We start from the raw sequence: 25,164 nt of genomic DNA, 5'->3' as shown, positions 1-25,164 counted from the left end.
TGCGGCGTGCCTCAGAACGTGTAGCCGACACTGGCCTGCTCGCCGGTCAGTGTGTCGAGCAGTTGCGCGAGGGGGCGCAGTGGCGTGTAGCGGTCGGCGACCTTGCGCGCGTAGCGCAGGAAGCGCGGCGTATCGGCAAGGTAGCGCGGCTTGCCGTCGCGGTAATTGATGCGCGCGAAGATGCCGAGCACCTTCAGGTGGCGCTGCAGGCCCATCCATTCGGCCTGACGGTAGAACTCGCCGAAATCCGCGTCGACCGGCAGACCGGCCTTGCGCGCCCGTTCCCAGTAGTACACGAGCCAGTCGAGCTCGCGCTCTTCGTCCCAGCTGAGGAAAGCATCGCGCACGAGCGAGATGACGTCGTACGTAAGTGGCCCATAGACGGCGTCCTGAAAGTCTAGGATGCCTGGTCCGGGAGTGCCGGGCAGGCCCGGCATCAGGTTGCGCGGCATGTAGTCGCGGTGCACGAACACCTTCGGCTGCGCGAGCGCATTGTCGATGAGCAACTGGTTGATGCGCTCGAGCGTGGCGCGTTGTTCCACGTTCAATTCCACCTTCAGGTGCTTGCCCACGTACCAGTCCGGGAACAGGTCGAGCTCACGTTTGAGCAGCGCCGAGTCATAGGCCGGCAAGACGTCCGGGCGGGAGCTCTTCTGCCAGACGACGAGCGCATCGACGGCCGCGCGCATGAGCTCGCGGGCGTTGTCGTCGTCGAGCATGTCGAGATAGGTGCGGTTGCCGAGGTCGGTGAGCAGCAGGAAGCCCTGTGCGAGATCCTCCGCCAGTACCTTGGGCGCTTGCAGACCCGCTTCGTCGAGCAACTGCGCGACATGCACGAACGGGCGGCAGTCTTCCTGCGGCGGCGGGGCGTCCATCACGATCAGGCTCGGGTGCACGGGATCGTGGCTACCGATGCGGAAATAGCGCCGGAAGCTCGCGTCGCTCGAGGCCGGGGCCCACTGCGCCATGTCCAGCGCGAACGGTTCGGCCACGCTGGAGAGCCAGGTGGCGAGGGCTTGGAGGCGGGGATCGGTGGAGTCGGCGAGCGAGTGGGAGGGGATGGAAACACTCGCGGGAACGGTGGGGTGTGCGGTCATGATGGGGGCCGTAAACGTCTTGCCATATAATACCCGATCATGTTTTCCCGACGCCCCGTTTCTCGACCTCGATCGACCGTCCCGAATGTCCCGGCAATGCCGCGCGGACAGGCGGGATTGGCTGCCCGCAAGCGGCGCCTCGATTGTCTCGCTGTTTGCGTACATGCCGCATAAACGAGTCCATACGAATGATGTTTCTCCGCTGCGGCGCCTGATGCGCACGCGGCGCAAGCCGCTGGCATTGCTGCTCTCCGTCCCCGGAGTGTGGTGTTCGATCGCCGGTGCGCAGGAAGCCCCTCCTCCCGACATTGCCAAGAGCGACGGCCTCGTGTTGCGCACAGTGCCAGCGCTCGTCGACAACCCTCTCGGCGCGGGAGAGGACGTGCCGATGTACGTGCGCGGCATGCATCTCACCGGCCGGACCAATGTCGACGCAACGGTCGACGGCGACGCCGAGGCGCGCAAGTACCGTTCGTTCGTGAAGGGCGACCGTCTGACCTACGATCAGGACACGGACGAGGTCGTGGCGCATGGCAATGCCCACCTGTCGCAGGGCGGCAACCTGTTCATCGGACCCGAAGCTCATATGTATACGGGCGCCGGCGACGGTTACATGCTTACGCCGACTTACAAGCTCGTGTCGGGCGGCGGCGGCAAGTCCGAGCGCGGCGACATCGAGGCGAACAACGTCGTAACGCTGCAGCGCGGCACGTATTCCGGCTGTGCGTGTACGGACGAGGACAAGACGCCTGCCTGGTACATCAAGGCGTCCGAGTTCGAATTCGATCAGGAGCGGCAGGAAGGTACGGCCTATAACGGCATCCTGTTCTTTCAGGGGGTGCCGATTTTCGCCAGTCCGTACCTGTCGTTTCCGACGTCGACCGAGCGGCGTTCAGGCTTTCTGGCGCCCACGTTCTCGCAGTCGACTCGGACCGGCTTCGAACTGATGACGCCGTACTATTTCAACATTGCGCCGAACCGCGATCTGACGATTGCTCCGCGCTTCCTGACGAAGCGCGGCGTGATGCTCAACGGCGACTTCCGGTATATGGAGCCGACCTACGGCGGGTTGTTCCATATCGAATACCTGCCGAAGGATCGCGTGACGGGCGACGCCCGTTATACGTTTACGTGGCAGCATAGCCAGTCCCTCGGTTATGGCGTCAATGCCTACGTCAACTTTACGAAGGTGTCTGACGACACATATCCAGACGACTTTGGGTCGAGTACCAATTTCCAGACCGGCGTGCAGCGCGTGTATAACCGGGAAGCCGGATTGACGTGGAGTTACGGCAATTGGTCGTTCCTCGCTCGAGTGCTGAAATACCAAACGCTGGCCCCAAGCTCGCCTCAATACGAGTCGGTGCCGGAACTGTCGGCCTCGTACAGCAAGCTGGATTTCCACGGCTTCGACTTCACGATGCCGGTCCGGTACAACCGGTTCCAGATCGCCTCGTGGACCGGTCAGCCGAATGGTGAGCGACTGTACGCACAACCGACGTTGAGCTACCCGATCCTGACGCCGGGCTACTTCGTTGTGCCGAAGGTGATCTTCAATGCCGCCTCGTACAACGTCGATTACCCAAACAACTCGACCATGCAATCGTCGATCACGCGCACGGTACCGACGATCAGCCTGGATACCGGACTGACGTTCGAGCGCCCGGTCAGTTTGTTCGGATCGGCTATGAAACAGACGTTGGAGCCGCGCCTGTTCTACGTCTACACGCCTTATCGAAACCAGAGTTCGATTCCGATTTTCGACAGTGCGGTGTCCGACTTTAACCTCGCTGAAATTTTCAGCGAAAATTCGTTCATCGGTGTCGACCGCATTCAGGACGCCAACCGCGTCACGATGGCGCTGACCTCCCGCCTGATCGATGCGGAGTCGGGGATCGAGCGCGCCCGCGTCTGGTACGCACAGCGCTACAACATCCAGCAATCGCGCGTGACGATGCCTGGTGGTGTGCCGGAAGACGTCGGTGTGTCCGACTTCCTGGTTGGTGGCTCTGCACTGCTCTACAGCAACATCACGTTCAACACGGCCGTTCAATACAGCCCGAACACCTCGCAGTTCAAGCGTTCGGACGTCGGCGTGACGTGGCGCCCCGGAGAACGCCACGTATTGAACCTGTATTACCGTTACCTGCGCAATCCGCCGCCCGTCGTCGGGCAGACGGTGCTGACGACCAGCCCGATCAACCAGATCGAACTTTCAGGGCAATGGCCGATCACACCTCGCTTAGGGATCGTCAGCCGTTTGAACTACAGCATCAGCGACAAGACGTTCGTCGATGCCCTGGTAGGATTCGAGTATGATGCCGACTGCTGGGCCTTCCGGGTCGGGGCTCAGCGCTATGCGACCAACGCCACGACGACGACGACACGCTTCTTCGGCCAGTTGGAGTTGAAGGGCTTGGCCAAGTCGGGCAACAGCGCCACGGAAGCCTTCAAGATCGGTGTGCCAGGCTACCAGTCGCCGCCGACGAACCAGATTCCTTCTCGATTCAGCAACTATGAATGACATGTTTGTGAAGCGTGCCTCGCTGCTGGCGGGCCTATGTCTTGTCGCCGGGGTGGCGGTAGCGCAGCCGGCACCGGTGAGCGCCAGCTCGGCCGGGGCGCCCGCGTCGTCGACACGTCCGGTCGATTCCATCGTCGCCGTGGTCAACGACAGCGTGATCACCCGCAAGGAGCTGGACGCGCGTATCGAGGAGGCCAAGCATCAGCTCACGCTCGCCAAGCGCTCGATTCCGGACGCCGACACGCTGCAGCGTCAGGCGCTCGAACAGATGATCGTCACGCAGGTGCAACTCCAGCGGGCGAAGGAAGACGGCATCGTCGTGAAGGATGCCGACGTCGAACAGGCGCTGCAGCGTATTGCCGCCGACAACCGCCTGAGCGTCGATCAATACAAGGCGCAACTGAAGGAAGCCGGTGTGCCCTGGGAAGCGTTCCGCAAGGAAGTGCGCGAACAGATCATTCTGGCGCGCCTGCGCGACCGAGAAGTCGATAGCCAGATCCAGGTGAGCGAATCGGAAATCAACGCGTTCCTCGCCGCACAGCGCGGCGCCTCGGCGGCGCCGTCGGAAAACGAGTACCGCATCAGCGAAATTCTCGTGAAACTGCCCGACGGTGCGACGCCCGAGCAGGTCGAGGCCGCACAGAAGAAGGCCAACGAAGCGTTGGACAAGGCGAAGGCCGGCGGCGATTTCGCGGCGCTGGCCAAGCAATATTCGGATGCGTCCGACGCCGCTAACGGTGGCGACATGGGCTATCGCATCCCCGAACGTATTCCCGATCTCTATCTGAACCAGGTGAAGACGCTGAAACCCGGCACGCTCGTGCCGCAGGTGCTGCGCAGCAACAACGGCTTCCACGTCATCAAACTGGTCGAGACGCGCAAGCAGGGCGGCGAGCAGGGCATGACGGTGCCGCAGATTCACGCCCGCCATATCCTGATTCGCGTGGGCGACGGCGTGTCCGAAGCCCAGGCGCGCCAGAAGCTTGCCGACTTCAAGGCCCAGATCGAAGCGGGCAAGGCCGACTTTGCCGATCTCGCCAGGAAGAACTCGGTGGACGGCTCGGCCGCCCAGGGCGGCGATCTCGGCTGGATCTCGCCGGGCGAGACGGTGCCGGCGTTCGAGCGCGCGATGTCGGAACTCAAGGACGGCCAGATCAGCGATCCGGTGCGCTCGGAGTACGGCTACCACCTGATCCAGGTGCTGGGTCATCGCGAATCGCAGGTCTCGGGCGACCAGGAGCGCAATCTGGCGATGCAGGAGCTGCGCAACCGCAAGGCGGAACAGCAGTATCGCGACTGGTTGCAGCAATTGCGCGATAGCGCCTATGTCGATTATCGTCTGAACACCGCGCAGCAGTAAGCGCTGCGTGAGACGTATCGCCAACCTCCCATCCTTTCAGGCATGACTTCCGACCGGTCCTTCGTCCTCGCCATCACCACGGGTGAACCGGCGGGTGTCGGGCCGGAGTTGACGGTGCAGGCGCTCGTGAAGTGCCTTGCTTCGCCGGAGGTCACTGCCGTCGCTTCCCTCGATCGGTGCCGGTTCGCCGTCCTCGGCGACGACTCGCTGCTTGCCGCGCGCGCGCAGGCCATGGGGTTGGGCGACGCATGGCAGGATCTGCTGGTTGGCGGCCGAGTGCGCGTCGTGCACCATCCGCTCGCGGTCGCATCGCAGCCGGGGCGACTCGACGCCGCCAATGGTCGCTATGTGCTTGCCTTGCTCGACGACGCCATCGACGGCGCGCTTGCCGGCGCCTACGACGCCATCGTCACGGCCCCGCTGCAAAAGAGCACGATCAACGATTGCGGCGTGCCCTTCACCGGACACACCGAGTATCTCGCCGAACGCACCGGCACGCCGCGCGTCGTCATGATGCTCGCCGGCGGCGGGCTGCGCGTGGCGCTCGCCACGACGCATCTGCCGCTCGCGCAGGTTCCGGGCGCCATCCACCGCGATGAACTGCTCGAGACGCTGGTCATCCTGAATCAGGATCTGATGCGTCATTTCGGCGTGACGCGCCCGCGCATTCTCGTGACGGGCCTGAATCCGCACGCGGGAGAGTCGGGCTATCTCGGCCGCGAGGAAATCGACGTCATCACCCCGGCGCTGGCGGACGCCTGCGCGGCGGGCATCGACGCGCACGGCCCGTACCCGGCCGATACGCTGTTCCAGCCGCGGCATCTCGAAGGCGCCGATGCGGTGCTCGCGATGTATCACGACCAGGGCCTGCCGGTGCTCAAGTACGCGAGCTTCGGCGCGGGGGTGAATATCACGCTCGGCCTGCCGATCATCCGCACGTCGGTGGACCACGGCACGGCGCTCGACCTCGCCGGGACCGGGCAAGCCGAGAGCGGCAGCCTGCTCGAAGCGCTCCGCACGGCGGCGACAATGGCCGCCAACGCCGCCACACACGCACAATCGACCGCCGCCGCGACGACGACGCGTCCACCGCGTTCTTAAGGAATTCACATGAGTAGCGCAACGAAGCGCACGGGCGTCCAACAGGGCCACGTGGCGCGCAAACGTTTTGGTCAGAACTTTCTCGTCGATATGGGCGTGATCGACGCGATCGTGAGCGCCATCTCGCCGCGCACCGATGACCTGATGGTCGAAATCGGCCCGGGCCTGGGCGCGCTCACGACGCCGCTCACCGAGTGGCTCTCGCATCTGCACGTGGTCGAACTCGATCGCGATCTGGTCGCGCGCCTGACGCGCAAGTTCGGCGAACGCGTGAGCGTGCATGCGGGCGATGCGCTCGACTTCGATTTCGGCTCGCTGGTGCCCGACGATCGCCGCGACGAAGCGCCCCTGCGCATCGTCGGCAACCTGCCGTACAACATTTCGAGCCCACTGCTGTTCCACCTGATGCGCTATGCGACGCTCGTACGCGACCAGCACTTCATGTTGCAGAACGAAGTGGTCGAACGCATGGTGGCGCCCGCCGGCTCGAGTAACTATAGCCGGTTGTCGGTCATGCTCCAGTACCGTTACTGGATGGACAAGGTGCTCGACGTGCCGCCCGACGCGTTCAATCCGCCGCCGAAAGTCGATTCCGCCGTGGTGCGCATGATTCCTCGCGCGGTGGCCGACTTGCCGCAGGTCGATCTCGACGTCTTCGAAGCGGTGGTTGCGCAAGCCTTCTCGCAGCGTCGCAAGATGCTGCGCAACACGTTGCACAGCTATCGCGACCGGGTCGATTTCGACGCGCTCGGCTTCGACCTCACCCGTCGCGCCGAAGACGTGCCGGTCGACGAATACGTGAACCTCGCACGCGCGATCCGCGCGGTCAGCGGCGCCGGTTCACAAGACTGATTCCGACGAACACCAGCACGACGGCGCCGACGAAGCGCAAGCCGATCGACTCGCCGAGCACCAGCACGCCGAAGGTGACGCCGAACAGCGGGCTGAGGAACGAGAACGACGCGAGCCGGGCGGCGCTGTAGCGCGTAAGCAGCCAGAACCAGATCAGGTAGCTCGCGAACGCCACGCCGACGGACTGGTAGATGAGGCTCAACCAGGTCGTCGACGTCATGGGGCCGACGTGCACGTTGCCCGTTACGAGCGCCAGTGCGCTCAGCAGCACGGCAGACACGGCAATCTGATAGAGCAGTGTCTTGGACGGGGCGGCCGTTGCCAGCCGCGACGCGCGCACCACCACCGTCGTCATCCCCCACAACGCACCCGCCAGAATGCCCAGCAGATCGCCTGGCCAGGTCGTGGCGAGATTCGTACTGCCACCGTCGGAGAACGCCACGACGATGCCGCAGAACGCTAGCGCCATGCCGAACCACTGCGTCGTCCGCAACCGTTCGCTGGGCACGGTCCAGTGCAGACCGATGGCCGTGAAGCAAGGGGCCGAGTACACGAAGATCGCCATTCGCGATGCGCTCGTGTACGTGAGCCCTTCGAAGATGCAGAGAAACTCCGCCGAGAACAGCACACCGGCGAGAATGCCCGCCGGCAGCGTGCCTTCGCCGGTGAGCAGCTTCTGACGTCGCCATAACATCCAGGCGCCGACGAGCGCCGTGGCGATGACCGAGCGCAAGCCGGCCTGCAGCACGGCCGGCACCGCGGGCACGGCGAGTTTGATGGCGACCTGCTGGCCGCCCCATACGGCGCACAGCGCCACCATGGTGGCGAGTGCGGCGGCATCGATCTGGCGCGTTGTGGTTGTCATGGCGTTCGTTCGGAAAACGATGCATCGTGAGCACGATGCGCGAGTGCCGAACATTGTCTCCGATCCCGACCTGAGCGGCGTCATTCTGGTGCGGACGGCAGGGGTAATCATTGTTGCGTCGTGCGGCACAATGTCTCCCCGATTTCTCGATTTATTGCACGCCACGGCGCCGATACAATGCTCGGCGCGGGCCGCTGCGTCGTGCGGCGGCCGCTACAGCTTCATTTCCGCGTTTCGTATGTACAAGAAAGGCTCTGCCGTCGAACTCCAGTTTTCTCCGTCCAGGCTCAACGACGGGGCTGGCGACCCGTTCTGGATCGATCTCACCCGCGACGAAGCGCAGGCGCTGCTTGCCGCGTTGCAAACTCATCTCAATACGCCGCGGCGCGACGCTTCGGGTACCGAATCGCCGCTCGTATTTACGTTGCTCGACCCAGGTGCACCTAGCGGCGTCGTTGCGTCGGCAGCGCAGGACGAAAAGCGCAGTAGCGCAGCGGGAGCCGAGGTGGCGTCGCGCCAATGGGTCTGCGTGATCTGTGGCTGGATTTACGATGAAGCGGCCGGTTATCCCGAGGACGGCATTGCGCCGGGAACGCGCTGGGAGGATGTGCCGGCGGACTGGCGTTGCCCGCTGTGCGACGTGGGCAAGGAAGATTTCGCGATGGTGGAGTTCTGATGTGTCGCGCCGGTCCGCTTGGAAGCGACCGGCACGATGCCACGATGCATATGATGCGAGGCACAAGGCAAGAGGCCATGCGGCGCGCGAGGCGCCACGACATGCCCTTGCTTACAGATCGCCCTTGGCCGAGCGTTTCTGGATCAGTTCGATCTTGTAGCCGTCGGGGTCTTCCACGAAGGCGATGACGGTGGTGCCGCCCTTGACGGGACCGGCTTCGCGCGTCACCTTGCCGCCGGCGGCGCGGATCGTGTCGCAGGCCTTGTAGGCGTCGTCGACTTCCACGGCCAGATGGCCGAAGGCGGTGCCGATCTCATACTTTTCCACGCCCCAGTTGTACGTCAGTTCGAGCACGGTGTTCTCCGACTCGGCGCCGTAGCCGACGAAGGCCAGCGTGTACTTGTATTCGGTGTTCTCGCTTTGACGCAGCAGTTGCATGCCGAGCACACGCGTATAGAAATCGATCGAGCGCTGCAGGTCGCCGACGCGCAGCATGGTATGGAGCATTCGCATGGTGTTTTCACGGGGTGGGGACAACGAAGCCTCGATTGTACCCGTGACCATGAAAATGAGCCGAGTTCATGCAGCGTTGAAACAATCTTCGTGGTGACGGCTGTGCGGGGTCAGAATTCCGGCAGCCACTCGGGCGCGTGCGACTTGAGTGCATCGCGTGCGGCCTCGAACTCCGGGAAGATCGACGCCACGGCCTGCCAGAAGCGTGGGCCGTGATTCATCTCCTTCAGATGCGCCAGTTCGTGCGCGACCACGTAATCGATCACGCCGAGCGGGAAGTGAATCAGACGCCAGTTCAGCCGGATGCGTCCGTCGGCGCTGCAGCTTCCCCAGCGCGTCGCCGCCGAGGACAGTCCCAGCGCGCTGTAGCGCACGCCGAGCCGCTCGCCGTAGACTTCCAGCCGCGTGGTGAAGAGCTTGCGAGCTTCCTGCTGCAGCCAGCCCTGTACGCGATCGCGCATTTGCTCGGGGGCAGCCTGTGGCGGCAGATCGAGCCACAGCGTATGCGTATGGATGTCGTATTGCGTCGCGCCGGCGCGCCCGCCCAGCCGCACGGTCAAGGTGTGGCCGAGGTACGGTAGCGTGGCGCCGTCGATCCAGTTCACGCGCGGGATTACGCGCTGTGCGGCGCGCTCGCGGAACTCGGCGATCTTGTTGAAGATCCACCGCTTCTTCTCGACGATGGCGGCTTCGACGTCGACCAGTGTGACCCAGCGGGGGGCCGTCACGGCGAGGCCCGACTCGTCGATGATGAAACCGATGGTGCGGCGCGACGAGCGCTTGAAACGGTAATAGAGCGCGTGTCCGTCGAGCACGATCACGCGTTCGCCGTTGGCTGGCGTGCGGCGCGGACTGACGGGCGGTGCCTGGAGGGTGCCGGTGTCGACAACGGAAGGGCTCAGCGCGGCCGAACCAGGCGCGACGGCGGCGGACACGTCGGTGGCGACGCCATTGGTTTCGGCGCCGGGGCTGCCGAACAGGTCGAGCTCCATCTGGGGGGCAGGCGTCTCATGCCGGGAGCGGGTGTCGCGGGTGGCGGGCTGGTCGTTCGACATGAGACGGTCTCGGAATGCGAATCAGGTTCGTGGTGTCGTGTCGGGGGCGTCGGTGGCGTCGGACGTGCGGGCCTTCGGCTCCGACGTGTAGGCAGCCGGGTCGATGCGCACCATTTCACGCTCGATCCATTCGGCGACATCGGCGTTGACGGCTTCGGCCGTGCGTCCCTCCGTCGGGATCACCGGACCGATCGAGACGATGACTTCGCCCGGATATTTCGTGAACGAATTGCGCGGCCAGACGCGTCCGGCATTGTGCGCCACGGGCACGACCGGCGTGCCGGTCGTCGCCGCCAGGCGGGCGCCGCCCGACTTGTATTTGTTGCGCGAGCCGGTCTTCGTGCGCGTGCCTTCGGGGAACATGATGATCCACGAGCCTTCCGCGAGCCGCTGCCGGCCTTGCTGCACGACCGACTGGAAGGCGTCCGTGCCCTTGCTGCGGTTGATGTGAATCATGCTCAGCAGGCCGAGCGCCCAGCCGAAGAACGGCACATAGAGCAACTCGCGCTTGAACACGTAGCACAGCGGGCGCGGCATGAGCGCGGGCAGCGCAATCGTCTCCCACGCCGACTGGTGCTTCGAGAGGAGGATCGCGGGCGTGTCGGGCAGGTTCTCGCGGCCGATCACGCGGTAGCGAATGCCGCACAGCGCGTCGGCTACGTGCAGCACGACCCGGCACCAGCCCACCGCGAACCAGTAGCGCTGTACGCGCGTGAGGAACGGGAACGATACGATGCACGCGATCGCGTACGGAATCGTCCAGACGATCTGGAAGATGAAGAAGAGAATCGAGCGAAGTTGCAGCATCGGTCTGGTGTGTCGGGTGTGGGTCGCCTGAGCGATTGTCCTATGCCATTGGGTGGCCGTCTTGTGTGTTGCGATGGCCCCCGCTCATGCGCCCTTGGCGTCGGCTTCGGCGAGCAGGTCTTTCACGAACGCCGCGAGGCTGTCGTGTACGCGCGTGCCCTCCGGCAGATTGCCGTCCGCCAGCGTCTTTTTGCCCTTGCCGGTGAGCACCAGATGCGGATGCGCGCCGACGGCCGCGGCCGCCTGCAGATCGCGCAGCGAATCGCCCACGGCCGGCACGCCGGTCAGGTCGATCTCGTAGCGCCGTGCAATTTCCTGAAACAGGCCGGGCTTGGGCTTGCGGCAGTCGCATGCATCGGCCGACGTGTGCGGACAGAAGAACACCGCGTCGATTCGCCCGCCGGCCGCAGCGACCAGCTTCGACATCTTCGCGTGCATCGCCCCGAGCGTCGCCATGTCGAACAGTCCTCGGCCAACGCCCGACTGGTTCGTCGCGACCACCACCCGGTAACCGGCCTGATTCAGGCGACCGATGGCGTCGAGGCTGCCGGGCAGCGGCACCCACTCGTCGGTCGACTTGATGAACTGATCGGAATCGACGTTGATGACGCCGTCCCGATCGAGAATCACCAGTTTGCGGGCGGCGGGGCCGGGAGTGCGGTCTTTGCGCGAATCCATATGCGGGCGTCGGGTGCGGAGTAATTAAGCGGCGAGCTTCGAGAGATCGGCCACCTGATTCATCTGCACGTGCAGATTCCAGAGCAGCGCGAGGCGGTTGTTGCGAAGCTTCTCGCTCTCGGCCATCACCATCACGTCGTTGAAGAACGCATCGACGGCGTCGCGCAACTCGGCCAGCACCGACAGCGCCTGCGTGTATTGGCGCTCGCCGGAGTAGCGCGTCACCTCCGGCGTGACCTTCTCGAGTGCGGCGTTGAGCGCCTTTTCGGCCGGCTCCTCGAGCAACGATTCGTCGACCTTGCCCTCGGGCGGCGGCGCCGTCTTCTTCAGGATGTTGCCGATGCGCTTGTTGGCCGCGGCCAGTGCTTCGGCCTGCGGCAGCGCCGAGAAGGCGCGCACGGCATCCAGACGGTCGAGCAGGTCGCCCAGGCTCGTGGCCATCGCGTGCGGATGGGCGAGGACGGCCTCGATATCGTTGGCCGCGTAGCCGCGCTCGCGCAGATAACCGCGCAGGCGGTCGAGCACGAAGGCCTCGACTTCGTCCAGATAGCCGGCGCCGGCCACGCCGGACGAGAACTGTGCGTAGGCCGCGTTCAGCAGATCCCTGAGCATGAGCGGCAGACGCTTTTCGACCAGCATGCGCACGATACCCAGCGCATGGCGACGCAGCGCGAATGGATCCTTTTCGCCGGTCGGTTGCAGACCGATGCCCCAGATGCCCACGAGCGTCTCGAGCTTGTCGGCCAACGCCACCACGGTGCCGGTGTAGCCGGCAGGCAATGCGTCGCCGGCGAAGCGCGGCTGGTAGTGGGCCGAGCAGGCGAGTGCGACGGCCGACGGCTCGTTGTCGTGGCGGGCGTAATACGTACCCATCGTGCCTTGCAGCTCCGGGAATTCGCCCACCATGTCGGTCAGCAGATCGGCCTTCGCAAGCAGTGCGCCGCGCGCGGCGAGCTCGGTCAGCTTGAGGTCGCGATCGTCCGCTTGCGCCGTCTCGTCGCCGAGCGATGCGAGCGTGGCGTCGCCGCCGATCATCTGCGCAATCGCGCCGGCGAGCTTCACCAGGCGCTCGGTGCGCTCGAGCTGCGAGCCGAGCTTGTTGTGATACACGACGTTGGCCAGTTGCGGCACACGCTCGGCGAGCCGCTTCTTCTTGTCCTGCTCGAAGAAGAATTTCGCATCGGCCAGACGCGGGCGCACCACGCGCTCGTTGCCGGTGACGATCTGCTCGGGATGCGCGGTGGCGATGTTCGAGACGATCAGGAAGCGGTTCGTCAGACGGCCGCCCTCGGCGAGCGGTTTGTCGGTGAGCGCGAAATACTTCTGGTTCGTCTGCATCGTGAGAATCAGACATTCCTGCGGCACGGCAAGGAATTCCTTCTCGAAGTGGCAGGCGTAGATCGCGGGCCATTCGACGAGTGCGGTGACTTCGTCGAGCAGCGCGTCGGGCATGACCACGTGGTCGCGCCCGGCCGTGGCGAGCAGTTGTTTGCGAATCTCGTCGCGACGGCCCGTGAAGCTTGCGATCACCTTGCCTTCGACCTCGAGGGGGGCCGCATAGGTGTCGGCATTGGTAATGACCACTTCACCCTTGGACAGGAAACGGTGCCCCTGCGTCCTGTTGCCTGCCGCGAGACCGATGGCCGTAATCGGCACGACCGTCTCGCCGTGCAGGGCGACGAGACCGTGCACCGGGCGTACGAACTGCACCGTCTCGCCGTCCGGGCGCTGGTAGCTCATCACCTTCGGGATCGGCAGCTTGCCGAGCGTGTCGTCGAGGGCGGCCTGCAGCGCGTCGGCCAACTGGGCGCCTGCCGCGGTGTAAGTGTGGAAAAACGCTTCGGCCTTGCCGTCCATGGCGCGCTCCAGGCTGGCGAGCGGCAGGTCGGCGAAGCCCATGGCGGCCAGCTTCTTCGCGAGCGGCGGCGTGGGGTTGCCGTCGGCGTCCAGGGCGACGGACACGGGCAGCACCTTCGCGCGGATGGTGGCGTCCGGCGCGCGCTCGGGCACGTTGGAGATCGTCACGGCGAGGCGGCGCGGCGTGGCGTAGGGCGTCACGACGCTCTCGCCAGTGACGAGCCCGCGCGTGCGCAGGCCGTTGGCAATGCCGTCGGCAAACGCGTCACCCAGACGCGCCAGCGCCTTCGGCGGCAATTCTTCGGTCAGCAGTTCGACCAGCAGGGTGCGTTGTGCGGTGCTCATCATGCGGCTTGCGTTGGGTGTTGGGCGGCGGGGGCGTGCAGCATCGGGAAGCCGAGCTTCTCGCGCGAAGCGTAGTAGGCCTGGGCGATCAGACGCGAGAGCGCCCGGATACGGCCGATATATGCCGCACGTTCGGTCACCGAGATGGCGCCGCGCGCGTCTAGCAGGTTGAAGGTATGCGCGGCCTTGAGAATCATCTCGTAGGCGGGCAGCGCCAGTTCGGCTTCGATGAGGCGCTTCGCTTCGCTCTCGTAGTTGTCGAAGAAGCCGAACAGCATCGATTGATTCGAGTGCTCGAAGTTATAGGTCGACTGCTCCACTTCGTTCTGATGGAACACGTCGCCATAGGTCAGGCGGCGCTTGACCGGGCCGTCTGCCGTTTGCTCTTCCCATTCGGTCCACACGAGGTCGTACACATTCTCGACCTGTTGCAGATACATGGCCAGACGCTCGATCCCGTAGGTGATTTCGCCGAGCACCGGCTTGCAGTCGAGGCCGCCGACCTGCTGGAAGTAGGTGAATTGCGTCACCTCCATGCCATTGAGCCAGACTTCCCAGCCCAGGCCCCAGGCGCCGAGCGTGGGGTTCTCCCAGTCGTCTTCGACGAAACGCACGTCGTTCTCGGTCAGATCGAGGCCGAGCGCGCGCAGCGAACCGAGGTACAGATCGAGAATATTCTCCGGGGCCGGCTTGAGCACCACCTGGTACTGGTAGTAGTGCTGCATGCGGTTCGGGTTCTCACCGTAACGGCCATCCTTGGGACGGCGCGACGGCTGCACGTAGGCAGCGCGCCATGGCTCCGGGCCGATTGCGCGCAGGAACGTGGCAGTGTGCGAGGTGCCGGCGCCGACCTCCATGTCGTAAGGCTGGAGCAACGCACAGCCTTGCTTGTCCCAGTAATCCTGCAACGTCAGGATGACTTGTTGAAAGGTAAGCATGATGAATTCGCGCGGACGAACAGGGGAAAATGCGGATTTTGCGCAGTCTGCTGGCCCGGCCGCGAGCGCGGCCAGAAGACTAAAACATTGAATTTTAGCGGGAATTCGACCCGAATGGGGCGTTGCCCCCGAATGAGGGACAACGCCGCCCGGTGGCCGCGGCAACCGGGGATTTTCGCATCCACTGACGCCGCGTCAGCGCCGGCGCCACGTCATCGCCAGCCCGAGGCCCAGCGCGACGAGGGCGAGCACCAGTGCCGGTACATTGCCGAAGCGCACATACGGCGTGAGGCCGGTGTACGGCTGCACGCTGCCGGTGAGGGCACCGGTCGTCATCGCCGGCAGGCGACCCTGGACCCGCCCCTGGGCGTCGATGATGGCGGTCGCGCCCGTGTTGGTCGCGCGCAGCATCGGGAGGCCCGTCTCGAGCGTGCGCATCCGGGCGATCTGCAGATGCTGATCGAGCGCGATGGTGTCGCCGAACCAGGCGAGGTTCGTCGCGTTGGCGAGCACGGTGGCGGGCTCCGGCGTGCCGCGCAGCGAGCGCGCGATCTCTTCGCCGAACAAGTCTTCGTAGCAGATGTCGAGCGCCACGCGCTGATCCCGCACGGGGAAGCCGGCCGGGGTGGCGGTGCCGCGCTGGAAGTCGCCCAGCGGGATGTGCATCATGTCGACGAACCAGCGAAAGCCCCACGGGATGAACTCGCCGAAGGGCACGAGATGATGCTTGTCGTACCGATAGAGCGTCGGGTCGCGCGGCGTCACGCCGAACAGGCTGTTGGTCAGGTCGGTCGGGCCGCGGTCGGTGAGCGTGGCGCCCACGGCCCCCAGCACGACGTGCGAGCCCGTGCGGTCGGCGAACTCGCGCACCGGCTCCGCCACTTCGGGCGGGATGCCCTGCAGCAGTACGGGGAACGCCGTCTCCGGCGTGATGATCAGGTCGGCGGGCGCGGCGACGATCATGTCGCGGTACATCGCCAGGGCGTGCTCGATGCCCGCGCGCTCGAATTTCATGTCCTGCGCGACGTTGCCCTGCAGCAGGCGTACCGTCAGCGGCTTGCCCGAGGGGCTCGTCCACGCGTGCCGCGCGAGTCCGGCACCGACGCCCAGCAACGCCAGCACGCCAAGCACGGCCGCAAGACGCCTGGCCGGTCGCGCAGCGGCGTTCACGGGCCGTACGCCGCGTGCGAGCCATGCCGCCGCGAGCGCGGCGAGCCCGCCGATGCCATAGACGCCCACGAGCGGTGCGAAGCCGGCCAGTGGGCCGTCGACATGGGCGTAGCCGGGCGAGAGCCACGGGAAGCCGGTGAAGACGGTGCCGCGCAGCCATTCGGCGAGCGTCCAGGCGCCGGCGAACGCGAACGGGCGCCACGCGCCGGCCGCGCCCACCCAGCGGGTGACGAATGCGGCGAGCGCGGGGTAGATCGCGAGATAGGTCGAGAACAGGACGACCGCCGCGCCGGCCATCGCGCCGGGCATGCCGCCGTAGGTGTGCATGCTGATGTAGAGCCACCAGATGCCCGACACGAACGACGCCACGCCGAAGCTGCCGCCGAGCCAGAGGGCGTCGCGACGCGAGGCGGTGCGCTCGACGAGCGCGAACAGCGCGGCGGCGGCCAGCAGTTGCAGCCACCACACGTCGCGCGGCGCGAACGCCAACGTTTGGGCGACACCGGCCAGACCGGCGAGCACACGGGCGCGCCAGGCCGGCCACGAGCGCCGCTCGGGCGCGTGGACGGTCATTTCCTGCATGGATCGATGGTGGATTACTCGGGTTGAACGGCCGGTGCCGGCTCCACGCGCCGCAGGAGCAGCATGTGGATCTGGCGGCCGTCGGCGCGCAGCACTTCGAACACGAGATTGCCGATGCGCAGGCGTTCGCCACGACGGGGCACACGACCGAACTGGTGCGTGATCATACCGCCGATCGTGTCGTTCTCGGCGTCGACGAACTGCGTGCCGAACGCTTCGTTGAACTGCTCGATCTCGGTCAGTGCGCGGATGCGGTACGTGCCGTCCGGCGCGGCGATGATGTTGTCTTCTTCCTCGTCGAAATCGTACTCGTCCTCGATGTCGCCGACGATTTGTTCGAGCACGTCCTCGATGGTGATGAGACCGGCCACACCACCATATTCGTCCACGACGATGGCGATGTGATTACGGTTCACGCGGAAGTCGTGCAGCAGCACGTTCAGACGCTTCGATTCCGGAATGAACACGGCCGGGCGCAGCATGTCGCGCACGTCGAAGTCGTGGTTGGCGTAGTAACGCAGCAGATCCTTCGCGAGCAGAATGCCGATGATGTTGTCGCGATTGCCTTCGTAGACCGGATAGCGCGAGTGCGCCTGCTCCAGCACGAACGGGACGAATTCCTCGGGGGTCTGTTCGATGTTGATGGCGTCCATTTGCGCGCGCGGCACCATGATGTCGCGGGCGCACAGATCGGCCACCTGGAATACGCCCTCGATCATCGCCAGGGAATCGGCGTCCATCAGGTTGCGGGCGTGAGCGTCTTGCAGAATTTCGAGCAACTCTGCACGCGACTCCGGTTCCGGGGAAATCAGATCGGTGAGGCGTTCGAGCAGAGAGCGGGGTTTGTCGGTTTTCTTTGGACCGGGTCGACTGGGATAAGGGTCGTTCATGACGGCGCGTCCAAGTTGGGCGGACGCCGAGCTGTTACAGGAAGCTCAAGGATACAACAAATGTGCGGCGCCGCCGCGACAGCCGGTCGCATGGGCGTGGTGTACCGGCCGGCGGCGGCGATGCGTTGATTACGGCGTATTTCGGCGCGCACCGCATCGGTGCAGCACGGCTTCGAGCGCCGGATCGGGCATGCCCGCTTCGCGCAAGGCCTTCACCGTGCGGGCAACGTAATCGTGCGTTGTGCCGTAACGCCCCTGCGCCTGTTCGAACACCTTGCGGATGATGTCGTCGGGCAGCCGGCCGGCGTAGCTCTTCACGTCGCGTCGCATCACGAACGCCAGCGCCGGCACGGCGCGCCCGTCGACGAGGGCGCAATTCAGCCACGCGGGACGGTACGACCCCATCGCCATCTCGCGATACCAGAGTGTTTCCAGCTGCTCGCGCGCTTTCACGGCCGAGAGCCGCATGGCCACGCCGGCGCATGAGCCGCCGCGATCGAGCGCGAGCACGAGCCCTGGTCGTTCCGGCGTACCGCGATTGACGCGCGACCACAGGTACAGACCGCGGTGATAGCCGTAGACACGGCCATGCAGACTTTCCTCGATGGGCAGCCCGGGATTCCAGATGAGCGAGCCGTAAGCGAAGATCCACAGATCGCGTCGGCCGTCCCAGCCGGTGAGGGCGGCGTCGAGCGACGACGCGAGTTCTTCCGGCGTCAGATGACGGCCGAGGCCGATGTCGGGCGGATATTGCGTGCATCCCGGCCCCCAGGACATGCTGGCCGGTGCGGTTTCGGGGGCCGTCGGGCGGTCTGGGATGCGGTCCATGCGATCGTGGTGGTCTCGGCTCAGGCGCTGCGCACTTTGGCGGGCGCTTTCGCTTTCGGTTTGCTGGCTTTCGCGGGAGCGGTCCGCGCCGATCCGGCCGCGGCGGACTTCTCCGACGCATAAGGATCGGCGTAGCCGAGGCCGGCGAGAATCTCCGTCTCGAGCCCTTCCATCTCCTGCGCCTCGTCGTCGTCCTCGTGGTCGTAGCCTTGCGCGTGGAGCACGCCGTGCACGATCAGATGGGCGTAGTGCGCTTCGAGCGTGATGCCCTGTTCGTTCGCCTCGCGCTCCACCACGGGGCAGCACAGCACGATGTCGCCGCTGACCGGGTCGCTCTCGTCCTGCGCGTACGCGAACGTGAGCACGTTCGTGGCGTAGTCCTTGCCGCGATAGCCGCGATTGAGTTCCTGACCCTCGTCCGCGTCGACGAAGCGCAGCGTGAGCTCCGCGTCGGCGAGCAGCGCGGCCTGCACCCAGCGGCGCAACCGTGCGCGCGTGAGCAGCGCCTTGTGCGCGGCAAACGCCGCACCGGCCACGAACTGGCTCGTCAGGGTGAGCGCATGGCGCGGCGTTTGCGCTGTCATGCCTTGCCTCGCGTGGCGCGGGCGGGGCGCGGTTCCTGCCCGGTCGAAGCGGGCAGATCCAGGCCGGCCTCGGCGTGCTGGGCGTGTGCGTCATAGGCTTCGACGATGCGCGCGACCAGCGGGTGACGCACCACGTCCACGCTCGTGAAGCGGGTCATGGCGATGCCGCGCACGTTCTTCAGGATCAGTTGCGCCTCCATCAGACCGCTCTTCTGGCCGCGCGGCAGATCGACCTGCGTCGTGTCGCCGGTGACGACCGCCTTGCTGCCGAAGCCGATACGTGTGAGGAACATCTTCATCTGCTCGGGCGTGGTGTTCTGCGCCTCGTCCAGGATGATGAACGCGTGGTTGAGCGTGCGCCCGCGCATGTACGCGAGCGGCGCGATTTCGATCATCTGCTTCTCGAAGTACTTCTGCGTCTTGTCGAAGCCGAGCAAATCGTAGAGCGCATCGTAGAGCGGGCGCAGGTACGGATCGACCTTCTGGGCGAGATCGCCGGGCAGGAAGCCCAGGCGCTCGCCCGCTTCCACGGCCGGGCGCGTGAGCACGATGCGCTTGACCGCGTCGCGCTCGAGCGCATCGACGGCGCATGCCACGGCCAGGTACGTCTTGCCGGTACCGGCCGGGCCGATGCCGAAGGTCACGTCGTGCGAGAGGATCTGTTTCAGGTACTCGCGCTGCGCCGGCGTGCGGCCGTGCAGGTCGCTGCGGCGTGTGTGCAGCACGGGCGAACCGTCTTCCGTCTCGCCCGTGGCGAAGGGGTTGTCGTCGCCGTGGCGCACGATGGGCGCGTGTCCTTGCCGGGTCTCCACGAGGCCGAGCTGGATGTCGTCGACCGACAGCGGCTCCGTGGCGCGGTTGTAGAAGCTCTCGAGGGCTTGCGTGGCGATCACGGCGCTCTTGCCGCGAACGGAGAAGCGATGGCCGCGCCGCGAGATCGAGACGTCGAGCGCCTGTTCGATCTGACGCAGGTTTTCGTCGAGCGGGCCGCAGAGATTGGCCAGACGGCGGTTGTCGTCGCGCGGGGCAGTGAATTCTTGGGCGGGTGCTTTCAAGATGATCCGGTCGGATGCCTGTTCAGGTCTGTCGATGGAGTCGCCGGGCGGCGGACCGGGGCAGGCGGCGCGCCTGTCCGGTTCCGCCGGGTCCGTTCATATTTGCGGGGGGCGTTCAGTGCGTGGCGACCAGTTCGCCGCGCAGCGAATGCGGATAGGCGAACGTGATCACGACGTCGGTCATCTGGCCGATCAGCGCGGCGCGCTGCGCCTCGGGGACCGGGAAGTTGACCACGCGGTTGTTTTCCGTGCGGCCCTGCAGCTCGTTCGGGTCCTTGCGCGAGACGCCTTCGACCAGAATGCGCTGGCGCGAGCCGACCATGCTCTGGCTGATGCGCGCCGCGTTCTCCTCGATCACGGCCTGCAGATGTTGCAAGCGACGCAGTTTGACTTCGCGCGGCGTGTCGTCCGGCAGGTTGGCGGCCGGCGTGCCGGGGCGCGGGCTGTAGATGAACGAGAAGCTCGTGTCGTAGCCGATCTCGTGGATCATCGCCATGAGCTTGTCGAAATCCTCTTCCGTCTCGCCGGGGAAGCCGACGATGAAGTCCGACGACATCGACATTTCCGGGCGCACCTGGCGCAGACGGCGGATGATCGACTTGTATTCGAGCACCGTGTAGCCGCGCTTCATCGCCGAGAGCACGCGATCGGCGCCGTGCTGCACGGGCAGATGCAGGTGACTCACGAGCTTGGGCACCTTGGCGTAGGTGTCGATGAGACGCTGCGTGAATTCCTTCGGATGGCTCGTCGTGTAACGGATGCGCTCGATGCCCGGCACTTCCGCCACGTATTCGATGAGCAGCGCGAAGTCGGCGATTTCGCCGTCGGCCATCAGGCCGCGGTAGGCGTTCACGTTCTGCCCCAGGAGGGTGACTTCACGCACACCCTGTTCGGCGAGCCCGGCGATCTCGGTGAGCACGTCCTCGAACGGGCGCGAAACTTCGTCGCCGCGGGTGTACGGCACCACGCAGTAGCTGCAGTACTTCGAGCAGCCTTCCATGATCGAGACGAACGCGGTGGCGCCTTCCACCTTGGCCGGCGGCAGATGGTCGAACTTCTCGATCTCCGGGAACGAGATGTCGACCTGCGAGCGGCCGGTCGTGCGGCGCGCTTCGAGCATCTGCGGCAGGCGGTGCAGCGTTTGCGGACCGAACACCACGTCGACGTATGGCGCGCGCTGCACGATCGCCGCGCCTTCCTGGCTCGCCACGCAGCCGCCAACGCCGATTACGAGGTCCGGCTTGATTTCCTTGAGGGCGCGCATGCGACCCAGATCCGAGAACACCTTTTCCTGCGCCTTTTCACGCACCGAACAGGTGTTGAACAGGATGACGTCGGCGTCTTCGGGGGAATCGGTCTTTTCGAGACCTTCGGCTGCGCCGAGCACGTCCGCCATCTTGTCGGAGTCGTACTCGTTCATCTGACAGCCGAACGTCTTGATGTAAATCTTCTTTGCCATTGAGTGTGCGCCGTTCGCAGTGGTTGACCTGGGGGCGTCCGTTCTGGATGTTTCCGGGGTTCAGTTTCGTGGGGCCGCGAGACAAAAGCGGCGGCCCAAACGCAAAAGCCGGCGTGGCCGGCCTGTCCGGACCTCCTTGCGGGGCCGGTGTGTGGTACACGCATTATACCGCGTGCACCGTCCGTAGGCGTGGGGCGCCTAGCGGTTGTCCTTCATCGCGGCGGCGATGGCGCGGATGTTGTGCTGGAACAACTGGAGGTAGGTCGACGCTTCCGGATTCTGCGACAGCGCGTCGGAGTACAGCTTGCCGTCGACCGTGACCTTGGCGTCGTGCGCGATGCGCTGGATCAGGCGCGGATTGGAGATGTTCTCCATGAACACCGCCTTGATGCCCGTGCGGCGGATCACGCGAATCAGATTCGCGACGTCCCTGGCGCTGGCTTCGCTCTCCGTCGACACGCCTTCCGGGGCCACGAATTTGATGCCGAAACGCTGGCCGAGGTAGCCGAACGCGTCGTGCGAGGTCAGTACCACGCGGCGTGCGGGCGGGATCGGGGCGAGCTGCTTGTTGGCCCAGGTAATCAGGTCGTCGAGCGCGCCGCGGTAGTTCTTCGCGCGCTCGGCGTAGTAGGTGCGCCCCGCCGGGTCAGCCTGCGACAGGGCGGCGGCGATGTTGTCCACCATCGTCTTCACGCGCTCCGGATCCTGGAACATGTGCGGATCGGTCACCGTGCGGCCATCGTCGACCATCGTGCGGGGCTTGAGGCCCTTGGTCACGGTGACGAGCGTGCCGGTGTAATGGCTCGACTTGATGAGGCGCGGCAGCCAACCCTCGAAGCCCAGGCCGTTTACGAAGAACAGTTTCGTGCCCGAGATCTTCGCGACGTCCGCCGGGGTCGGCTCATAGACGTGCGTGTCCTGATCGGGGCCCACCAGCGTGGTGACGTCGATCCGGTCGCCGCCGACCACTTTCACGATGTCGGACAGGATGCTGAAGCTCACGCCGACAGGCAGCCGCGTGTCCTGCGCGTGTGCCGGGGCGGCCAACGCCAGCGCCAGGGCGAACCATGTGACGAAGCGCGTTGCGAGCCATGATTTGCCGCCCGATTTTCCCAATCCGAACATGTTTTCCTCTCTCAAAGCGCCGGGGCGCCGGATGTATTCGACCGGCCCGACGAAGCAAGCAGCGCGCCCAGATAGGCGATGCCCGCCGTCAATACGATGGCCGGCCCCGAAGGACAGGCCAGGTAATACGAAATCAACAATCCGATCACGCTCGCCGCGCTTGCCACGAGCCACGCCACGAGCAGCATGCCGGGCAGCGTGCGGGCGAGCAGGCGCGCCGTCGCCGCCGGCAGCATCATCAGCCCCACGGCCATGAGCGTGCCCATCGCCTGGAAGCCCGCGACGAGGTTCATCACCGTGAGCACCGTGAAGCCGAGGTGGTAGCGCAGGACGCTCCTGCCACGGCCCTGGCCGAGGAATGCCGGATCGGCGCTATCGAGCACGAGACCGCGATAATGCCATCCGAACCAGAGCAGCGTCACGGAGGCGATCGCCGCCACGAGCAGCAGCGACGGATCGTCCACCGCCAGCACCGAGCCGAAGAGCAGGTGCATCAGGTCGACGCTGTTGCCCCACTTGGAGACGATCACCACGCCGCCCGCGAGCGCCAGCAGATAGAAGCCGGCGAACGAGGCGCCCTCGTCCAGCCGTGTGCGGCGGCTCGACAGTCCCGCGAGCAGCGCGACGAGCAGCCCCGCGACCATGCCCCCGCCCGCCATCCACGGCAGCGACAGGCCGCCGATGAGGTACCCGAGCGCCGCGCCGGGCAGCACCGCGTGGGAGAGCGAGTCGCCCATCAGACTCATGCGCCGCAGCAGCAGGAACACGCCGACCGGCGTGCAGCCCAGCGACAGCGCCAGACTGCCGACCAGCGCATGGCGCATGAAGTCGAATTCCGCGAACGGGCCGACAAGCCAATTGAGCACGTCGCTCACCGTCGTTCTCCAGACGGGCGCGGCGCGCGCTCCGCCATCGCCGGCGCGGCGGTGAACGCCGTATAGCCGCCCGCGCCCCACAGCCCGCCATGCCCGCCGGCATGGCCGCCGCCGTCGGCCCCCTGCGCGCTCTGACCGCCCTGACCGCCATAGAGGCAGTCGACCGGGGCGCCGTCGGCCACCAGCCGGCCGGCAATCACGGCAACGTATTCGAAGCGGTCCATCACGAGCGGCAGGTCGTGGAGCACGGTCACCACCGTGCGCCCCTCGTTGCGCCATTGATCCAGCAAGGCCAGCAACAGTTCCGCCGAGGGGACGTCGATCCCGGTGAGCGGTTCATCCAGCAAAACGATGGGTGCGTCCTCGACGATCAGCCGGGCGAAGCGCGCCCGCTGCCATTGCCCGCCGGACAAGGCTTCGAGCGCCTGCATGCCCTTGTCCGCGAGGCCGACCCGGGTCAGCGCGTCGTGGGCGCGCGCGAACTCCTCGCGCCCGAGGCGGCGGGCGTCGCCGGTACGCCGCCAGGTGCCCGTCAACACGTATTCCTCGACGCACATCGGGAAGCGATGATCCGTTTCGGGGCGCTGCGACAGATAAGCCACCGGCCCGTCGCTGACGACGGCGCCGGCCGACGCCTGCTGCAGTCCGGCGAGCGAGCGCAGCAGGGTGGTCTTGCCCCCGCCGTTCGGACCCACGACCGCGCTGAGCACGCCGGGCGCGAAGGTGGCGCTCACGCTTTCGAGCGCGACATTCGGCCCGAAGCGCACCGACAGATCACGGCAGCCGATCATGAGCCGACTCCTTGCAGCGCCCAGTAGACGAGCGCCCACAGGGGAACGAGCACCAGCAGCATCAAGGCGGTGCGTTCCCAGCCGGCGAGACGGTAGAGCCAAACGGAAAAGCGGATCATGAACGAGACAGGTGCGCAGGGCAGGTCTGCAGATTGCAACTGTGTAATAAATGCAACAAAGTTGCATTATTGCACGAAACACCATGGCGGGCGCGTTCGAACGCGTCCGGCGGGGAAACGTCCGGCGGCGCTCGCCTGTGCGCTCGATGGGCGTCGGAAACACAAGACGTTACATATCGAGGCAGCACATTTTTGCGAACCGGCGTAACATGGGTTCACGCTCGATCGACTGGCACGCTGTTCGCTTCATTCCAGAGATCGGCAATATGCAAGGCATCGATGAGGTGGTGGCATGGTGCGACGCAAGGTGTAAGGGAGCATAGGCGTTTCCCGCACATCGGGCGAATCGCACGACAGCGTGCCGATACCGCCGAGGAGGTTTGCCCGTTCGATCATCCGGCCATCGACTTTCCGCTCGCGGATTCCCGCCTCCGGGGTACGGCATTCGCGCGATCTTCGCGACCTGCGCAGTCGCGACGCTTGTACAGGAAAGCAACTCGTCTCGCGCCCACGTCTTCGCATTCGTCGACGTCGTCGGGCTACCCACTTTTTTTCCCGAAAACCCGGCACACCGTGCACCGATTCTTCATGTCGAATTCCATCAAATTGATAGGATTCCTTAATGAGTTGACGTTGCGACAGAAGCGGTTCGAAATGCAGGCAAACCCGAATGCGCAGTGCGTGTGAAACCGCTTGGAGAAGCGCTTGAAATCTGGCCTGTCTCTGGCCACGTGCGCAGTGCGTAGATGAGGCGCAAACCCTTGTGGCATGTGGGTTATCGCGATTGCTTAGCGCTGCGGAAAATATCTAGCGACAGTTTTTTGGTTTGTGCATATGATGAGTTAACAGTTGCAATTTCCAGTGACAAGTTTAAAGTCAACCTAAACCGATTTTGAGTCGTTCATGTGAGGGAGGGGACAGTGCGAAAGGTTTCGCGAAAGTCGCTCCGGCATGCAGTGAGCCAGGTCGAAACCATTGCGCAGTCATCCGGGTCTTAGGCAATAGAGCGGGCATCGCG

Annotated in this window: 22 protein-coding genes and 1 pseudogene; 5 read left to right on the top strand and 18 right to left on the bottom strand. The window is 65.3% G+C overall.

Annotated elements, in window-relative coordinates:
• Nucleotides 1-11: 11 nt before the first annotated feature.
• Nucleotides 12-1,097, bottom strand: a complete 1,086-nt coding sequence (locus RO07_RS22035; RefSeq protein WP_084072753.1) for an aminoglycoside phosphotransferase family protein — start codon at nucleotides 1,095-1,097, stop codon at nucleotides 12-14.
• Nucleotides 1,098-1,311: 214 nt separating this feature from the next.
• Between RO07_RS22035 and RO07_RS22030 the strand changes: the two genes are divergently transcribed.
• The 4 genes from RO07_RS22030 to rsmA are packed head-to-tail and all read left to right on the top strand — an operon-like array spanning nucleotide 1,312 to nucleotide 6,934.
• Nucleotides 1,312-3,621, top strand: coding sequence for an LPS-assembly protein LptD (locus RO07_RS22030; RefSeq protein WP_052266799.1), 2,310 nt, complete (start codon nucleotides 1,312-1,314; stop codon nucleotides 3,619-3,621).
• Nucleotides 3,614-4,981 (top strand): peptidylprolyl isomerase, encoded by a 1,368-nt coding sequence (locus tag RO07_RS22025; RefSeq protein ID WP_052266798.1) that lies wholly within the window; start codon nucleotides 3,614-3,616, stop codon nucleotides 4,979-4,981. The genes RO07_RS22030 and RO07_RS22025 overlap by 8 nt, the downstream gene beginning before the upstream one ends.
• A gap of 42 nt (nucleotides 4,982-5,023) precedes the next feature.
• The gene (gene pdxA, locus RO07_RS22020; protein WP_039405798.1) at nucleotides 5,024-6,082 is read left to right on the top strand and encodes a 4-hydroxythreonine-4-phosphate dehydrogenase PdxA; all 1,059 of its coding nucleotides are present in this window, start codon (nucleotides 5,024-5,026) and stop codon (nucleotides 6,080-6,082) included.
• 9 nt (nucleotides 6,083-6,091) lie between these two features.
• On the top strand, nucleotides 6,092-6,934 hold the full coding sequence (rsmA, locus tag RO07_RS22015; RefSeq protein WP_039405795.1) for a 16S rRNA (adenine(1518)-N(6)/adenine(1519)-N(6))-dimethyltransferase RsmA: 843 nt from the start codon (nucleotides 6,092-6,094) through the stop codon (nucleotides 6,932-6,934).
• On the opposite strand, the gene RO07_RS22010 is transcribed toward rsmA, so the two are convergent.
• The gene (locus RO07_RS22010; RefSeq protein WP_039405794.1) at nucleotides 6,909-7,799 is read right to left on the bottom strand and encodes a DMT family transporter; all 891 of its coding nucleotides are present in this window, start codon (nucleotides 7,797-7,799) and stop codon (nucleotides 6,909-6,911) included. The genes rsmA and RO07_RS22010 overlap by 26 nt on opposite strands.
• Nucleotides 7,800-8,037: 238 nt before the next feature.
• Between RO07_RS22010 and RO07_RS26785 the strand changes: the two genes are divergently transcribed.
• Entirely contained in the window at nucleotides 8,038-8,475 is a 438-nt protein-coding gene (locus RO07_RS26785) for a rubredoxin (RefSeq protein ID WP_072637230.1), read from the top strand.
• A 111-nt stretch (nucleotides 8,476-8,586) separates the two neighbouring features.
• On the opposite strand, the gene gloA is transcribed toward RO07_RS26785, so the two are convergent.
• The 16 genes and pseudogenes from gloA to RO07_RS26750 all read right to left on the bottom strand — a co-directional run bounded on the left by gloA (nucleotide 8,587) and on the right by RO07_RS26750 (nucleotide 24,146).
• Nucleotides 8,587-8,988: a lactoylglutathione lyase gene (gene gloA / locus RO07_RS22000; protein WP_039405791.1), complete on the bottom strand. Its 402-nt coding sequence runs from the start codon at nucleotides 8,986-8,988 to the stop codon at nucleotides 8,587-8,589.
• A 110-nt stretch (nucleotides 8,989-9,098) separates the two neighbouring features.
• Nucleotides 9,099-9,980, bottom strand: coding sequence for a M48 family metallopeptidase (locus RO07_RS21995; RefSeq protein ID WP_039405789.1), 882 nt, complete (start codon nucleotides 9,978-9,980; stop codon nucleotides 9,099-9,101).
• An 84-nt stretch (nucleotides 9,981-10,064) separates the two neighbouring features.
• On the bottom strand, nucleotides 10,065-10,850 hold the full coding sequence (locus tag RO07_RS21990) for a lysophospholipid acyltransferase family protein (RefSeq protein ID WP_039405786.1): 786 nt from the start codon (nucleotides 10,848-10,850) through the stop codon (nucleotides 10,065-10,067).
• Between the two features lie 84 nt (nucleotides 10,851-10,934).
• A complete protein-coding gene (gene gmhB / locus RO07_RS21985) occupies nucleotides 10,935-11,528 on the bottom strand; it encodes a D-glycero-beta-D-manno-heptose 1,7-bisphosphate 7-phosphatase (RefSeq protein ID WP_052266797.1) in 594 nt (197 codons plus the stop codon).
• Nucleotides 11,529-11,552: 24 nt separating this feature from the next.
• Nucleotides 11,553-13,733: a glycine--tRNA ligase subunit beta gene (gene glyS, locus RO07_RS21980; protein WP_039405784.1), complete on the bottom strand. Its 2,181-nt coding sequence runs from the start codon at nucleotides 13,731-13,733 to the stop codon at nucleotides 11,553-11,555.
• On the bottom strand, nucleotides 13,730-14,668 hold the full coding sequence (glyQ, locus tag RO07_RS21975) for a glycine--tRNA ligase subunit alpha (RefSeq protein ID WP_039405783.1): 939 nt from the start codon (nucleotides 14,666-14,668) through the stop codon (nucleotides 13,730-13,732). The genes glyS and glyQ overlap by 4 nt, the downstream gene beginning before the upstream one ends.
• A gap of 195 nt (nucleotides 14,669-14,863) precedes the next feature.
• Nucleotides 14,864-16,420 (bottom strand): apolipoprotein N-acyltransferase, encoded by a 1,557-nt coding sequence (gene lnt / locus RO07_RS21970; protein WP_052266796.1) that lies wholly within the window; start codon nucleotides 16,418-16,420, stop codon nucleotides 14,864-14,866.
• A gap of 14 nt (nucleotides 16,421-16,434) precedes the next feature.
• Nucleotides 16,435-17,310, bottom strand: a complete 876-nt coding sequence (locus tag RO07_RS21965) for an HlyC/CorC family transporter (protein WP_039405781.1) — start codon at nucleotides 17,308-17,310, stop codon at nucleotides 16,435-16,437.
• Nucleotides 17,311-17,439: 129 nt separating this feature from the next.
• Entirely contained in the window at nucleotides 17,440-18,087 is a 648-nt protein-coding gene (locus tag RO07_RS21960; RefSeq protein WP_039413274.1) for a gamma-glutamylcyclotransferase, read from the bottom strand.
• A 170-nt stretch (nucleotides 18,088-18,257) separates the two neighbouring features.
• Nucleotides 18,258-18,722 (bottom strand): annotated as a pseudogene (gene ybeY, locus RO07_RS21955) (rRNA maturation RNase YbeY); the annotation flags it as partial.
• Nucleotides 18,719-19,777, bottom strand: a complete 1,059-nt coding sequence (locus RO07_RS21950) for a PhoH family protein (protein ID WP_167369443.1) — start codon at nucleotides 19,775-19,777, stop codon at nucleotides 18,719-18,721. The pseudogene ybeY and the gene RO07_RS21950, both read right to left, overlap by 4 nt.
• A gap of 115 nt (nucleotides 19,778-19,892) precedes the next feature.
• Nucleotides 19,893-21,236 carry a tRNA (N6-isopentenyl adenosine(37)-C2)-methylthiotransferase MiaB gene (gene miaB / locus RO07_RS21945; RefSeq protein WP_039405779.1) on the bottom strand — a complete coding sequence of 448 codons (1,344 nt, stop codon included), beginning with the start codon at nucleotides 21,234-21,236 and terminating at the stop codon, nucleotides 19,893-19,895.
• 198 nt (nucleotides 21,237-21,434) lie between these two features.
• Nucleotides 21,435-22,361, bottom strand: a complete 927-nt coding sequence (locus RO07_RS21940; RefSeq protein ID WP_052266794.1) for a metal ABC transporter solute-binding protein, Zn/Mn family — start codon at nucleotides 22,359-22,361, stop codon at nucleotides 21,435-21,437.
• Between the two features lie 11 nt (nucleotides 22,362-22,372).
• A complete protein-coding gene (locus RO07_RS21935) occupies nucleotides 22,373-23,185 on the bottom strand; it encodes a metal ABC transporter permease (RefSeq protein ID WP_052267452.1) in 813 nt (270 codons plus the stop codon).
• Between the two features lie 47 nt (nucleotides 23,186-23,232).
• Nucleotides 23,233-24,027, bottom strand: coding sequence for a metal ABC transporter ATP-binding protein (locus RO07_RS21930; RefSeq protein ID WP_052266793.1), 795 nt, complete (start codon nucleotides 24,025-24,027; stop codon nucleotides 23,233-23,235).
• A complete protein-coding gene (locus tag RO07_RS26750; protein WP_257786851.1) occupies nucleotides 24,024-24,146 on the bottom strand; it encodes a hypothetical protein in 123 nt (40 codons plus the stop codon). The genes RO07_RS21930 and RO07_RS26750 overlap by 4 nt, the downstream gene beginning before the upstream one ends.
• Nucleotides 24,147-25,164: the final 1,018 nt, after the last annotated feature.

The organism is Pandoraea pulmonicola (assembly GCF_000815105.2).
In the GTDB taxonomy this organism is placed as follows: domain Bacteria; phylum Pseudomonadota; class Gammaproteobacteria; order Burkholderiales; family Burkholderiaceae; genus Pandoraea; species Pandoraea pulmonicola.
This window is presented reverse-complemented; position numbering and strand designations above follow the sequence as displayed.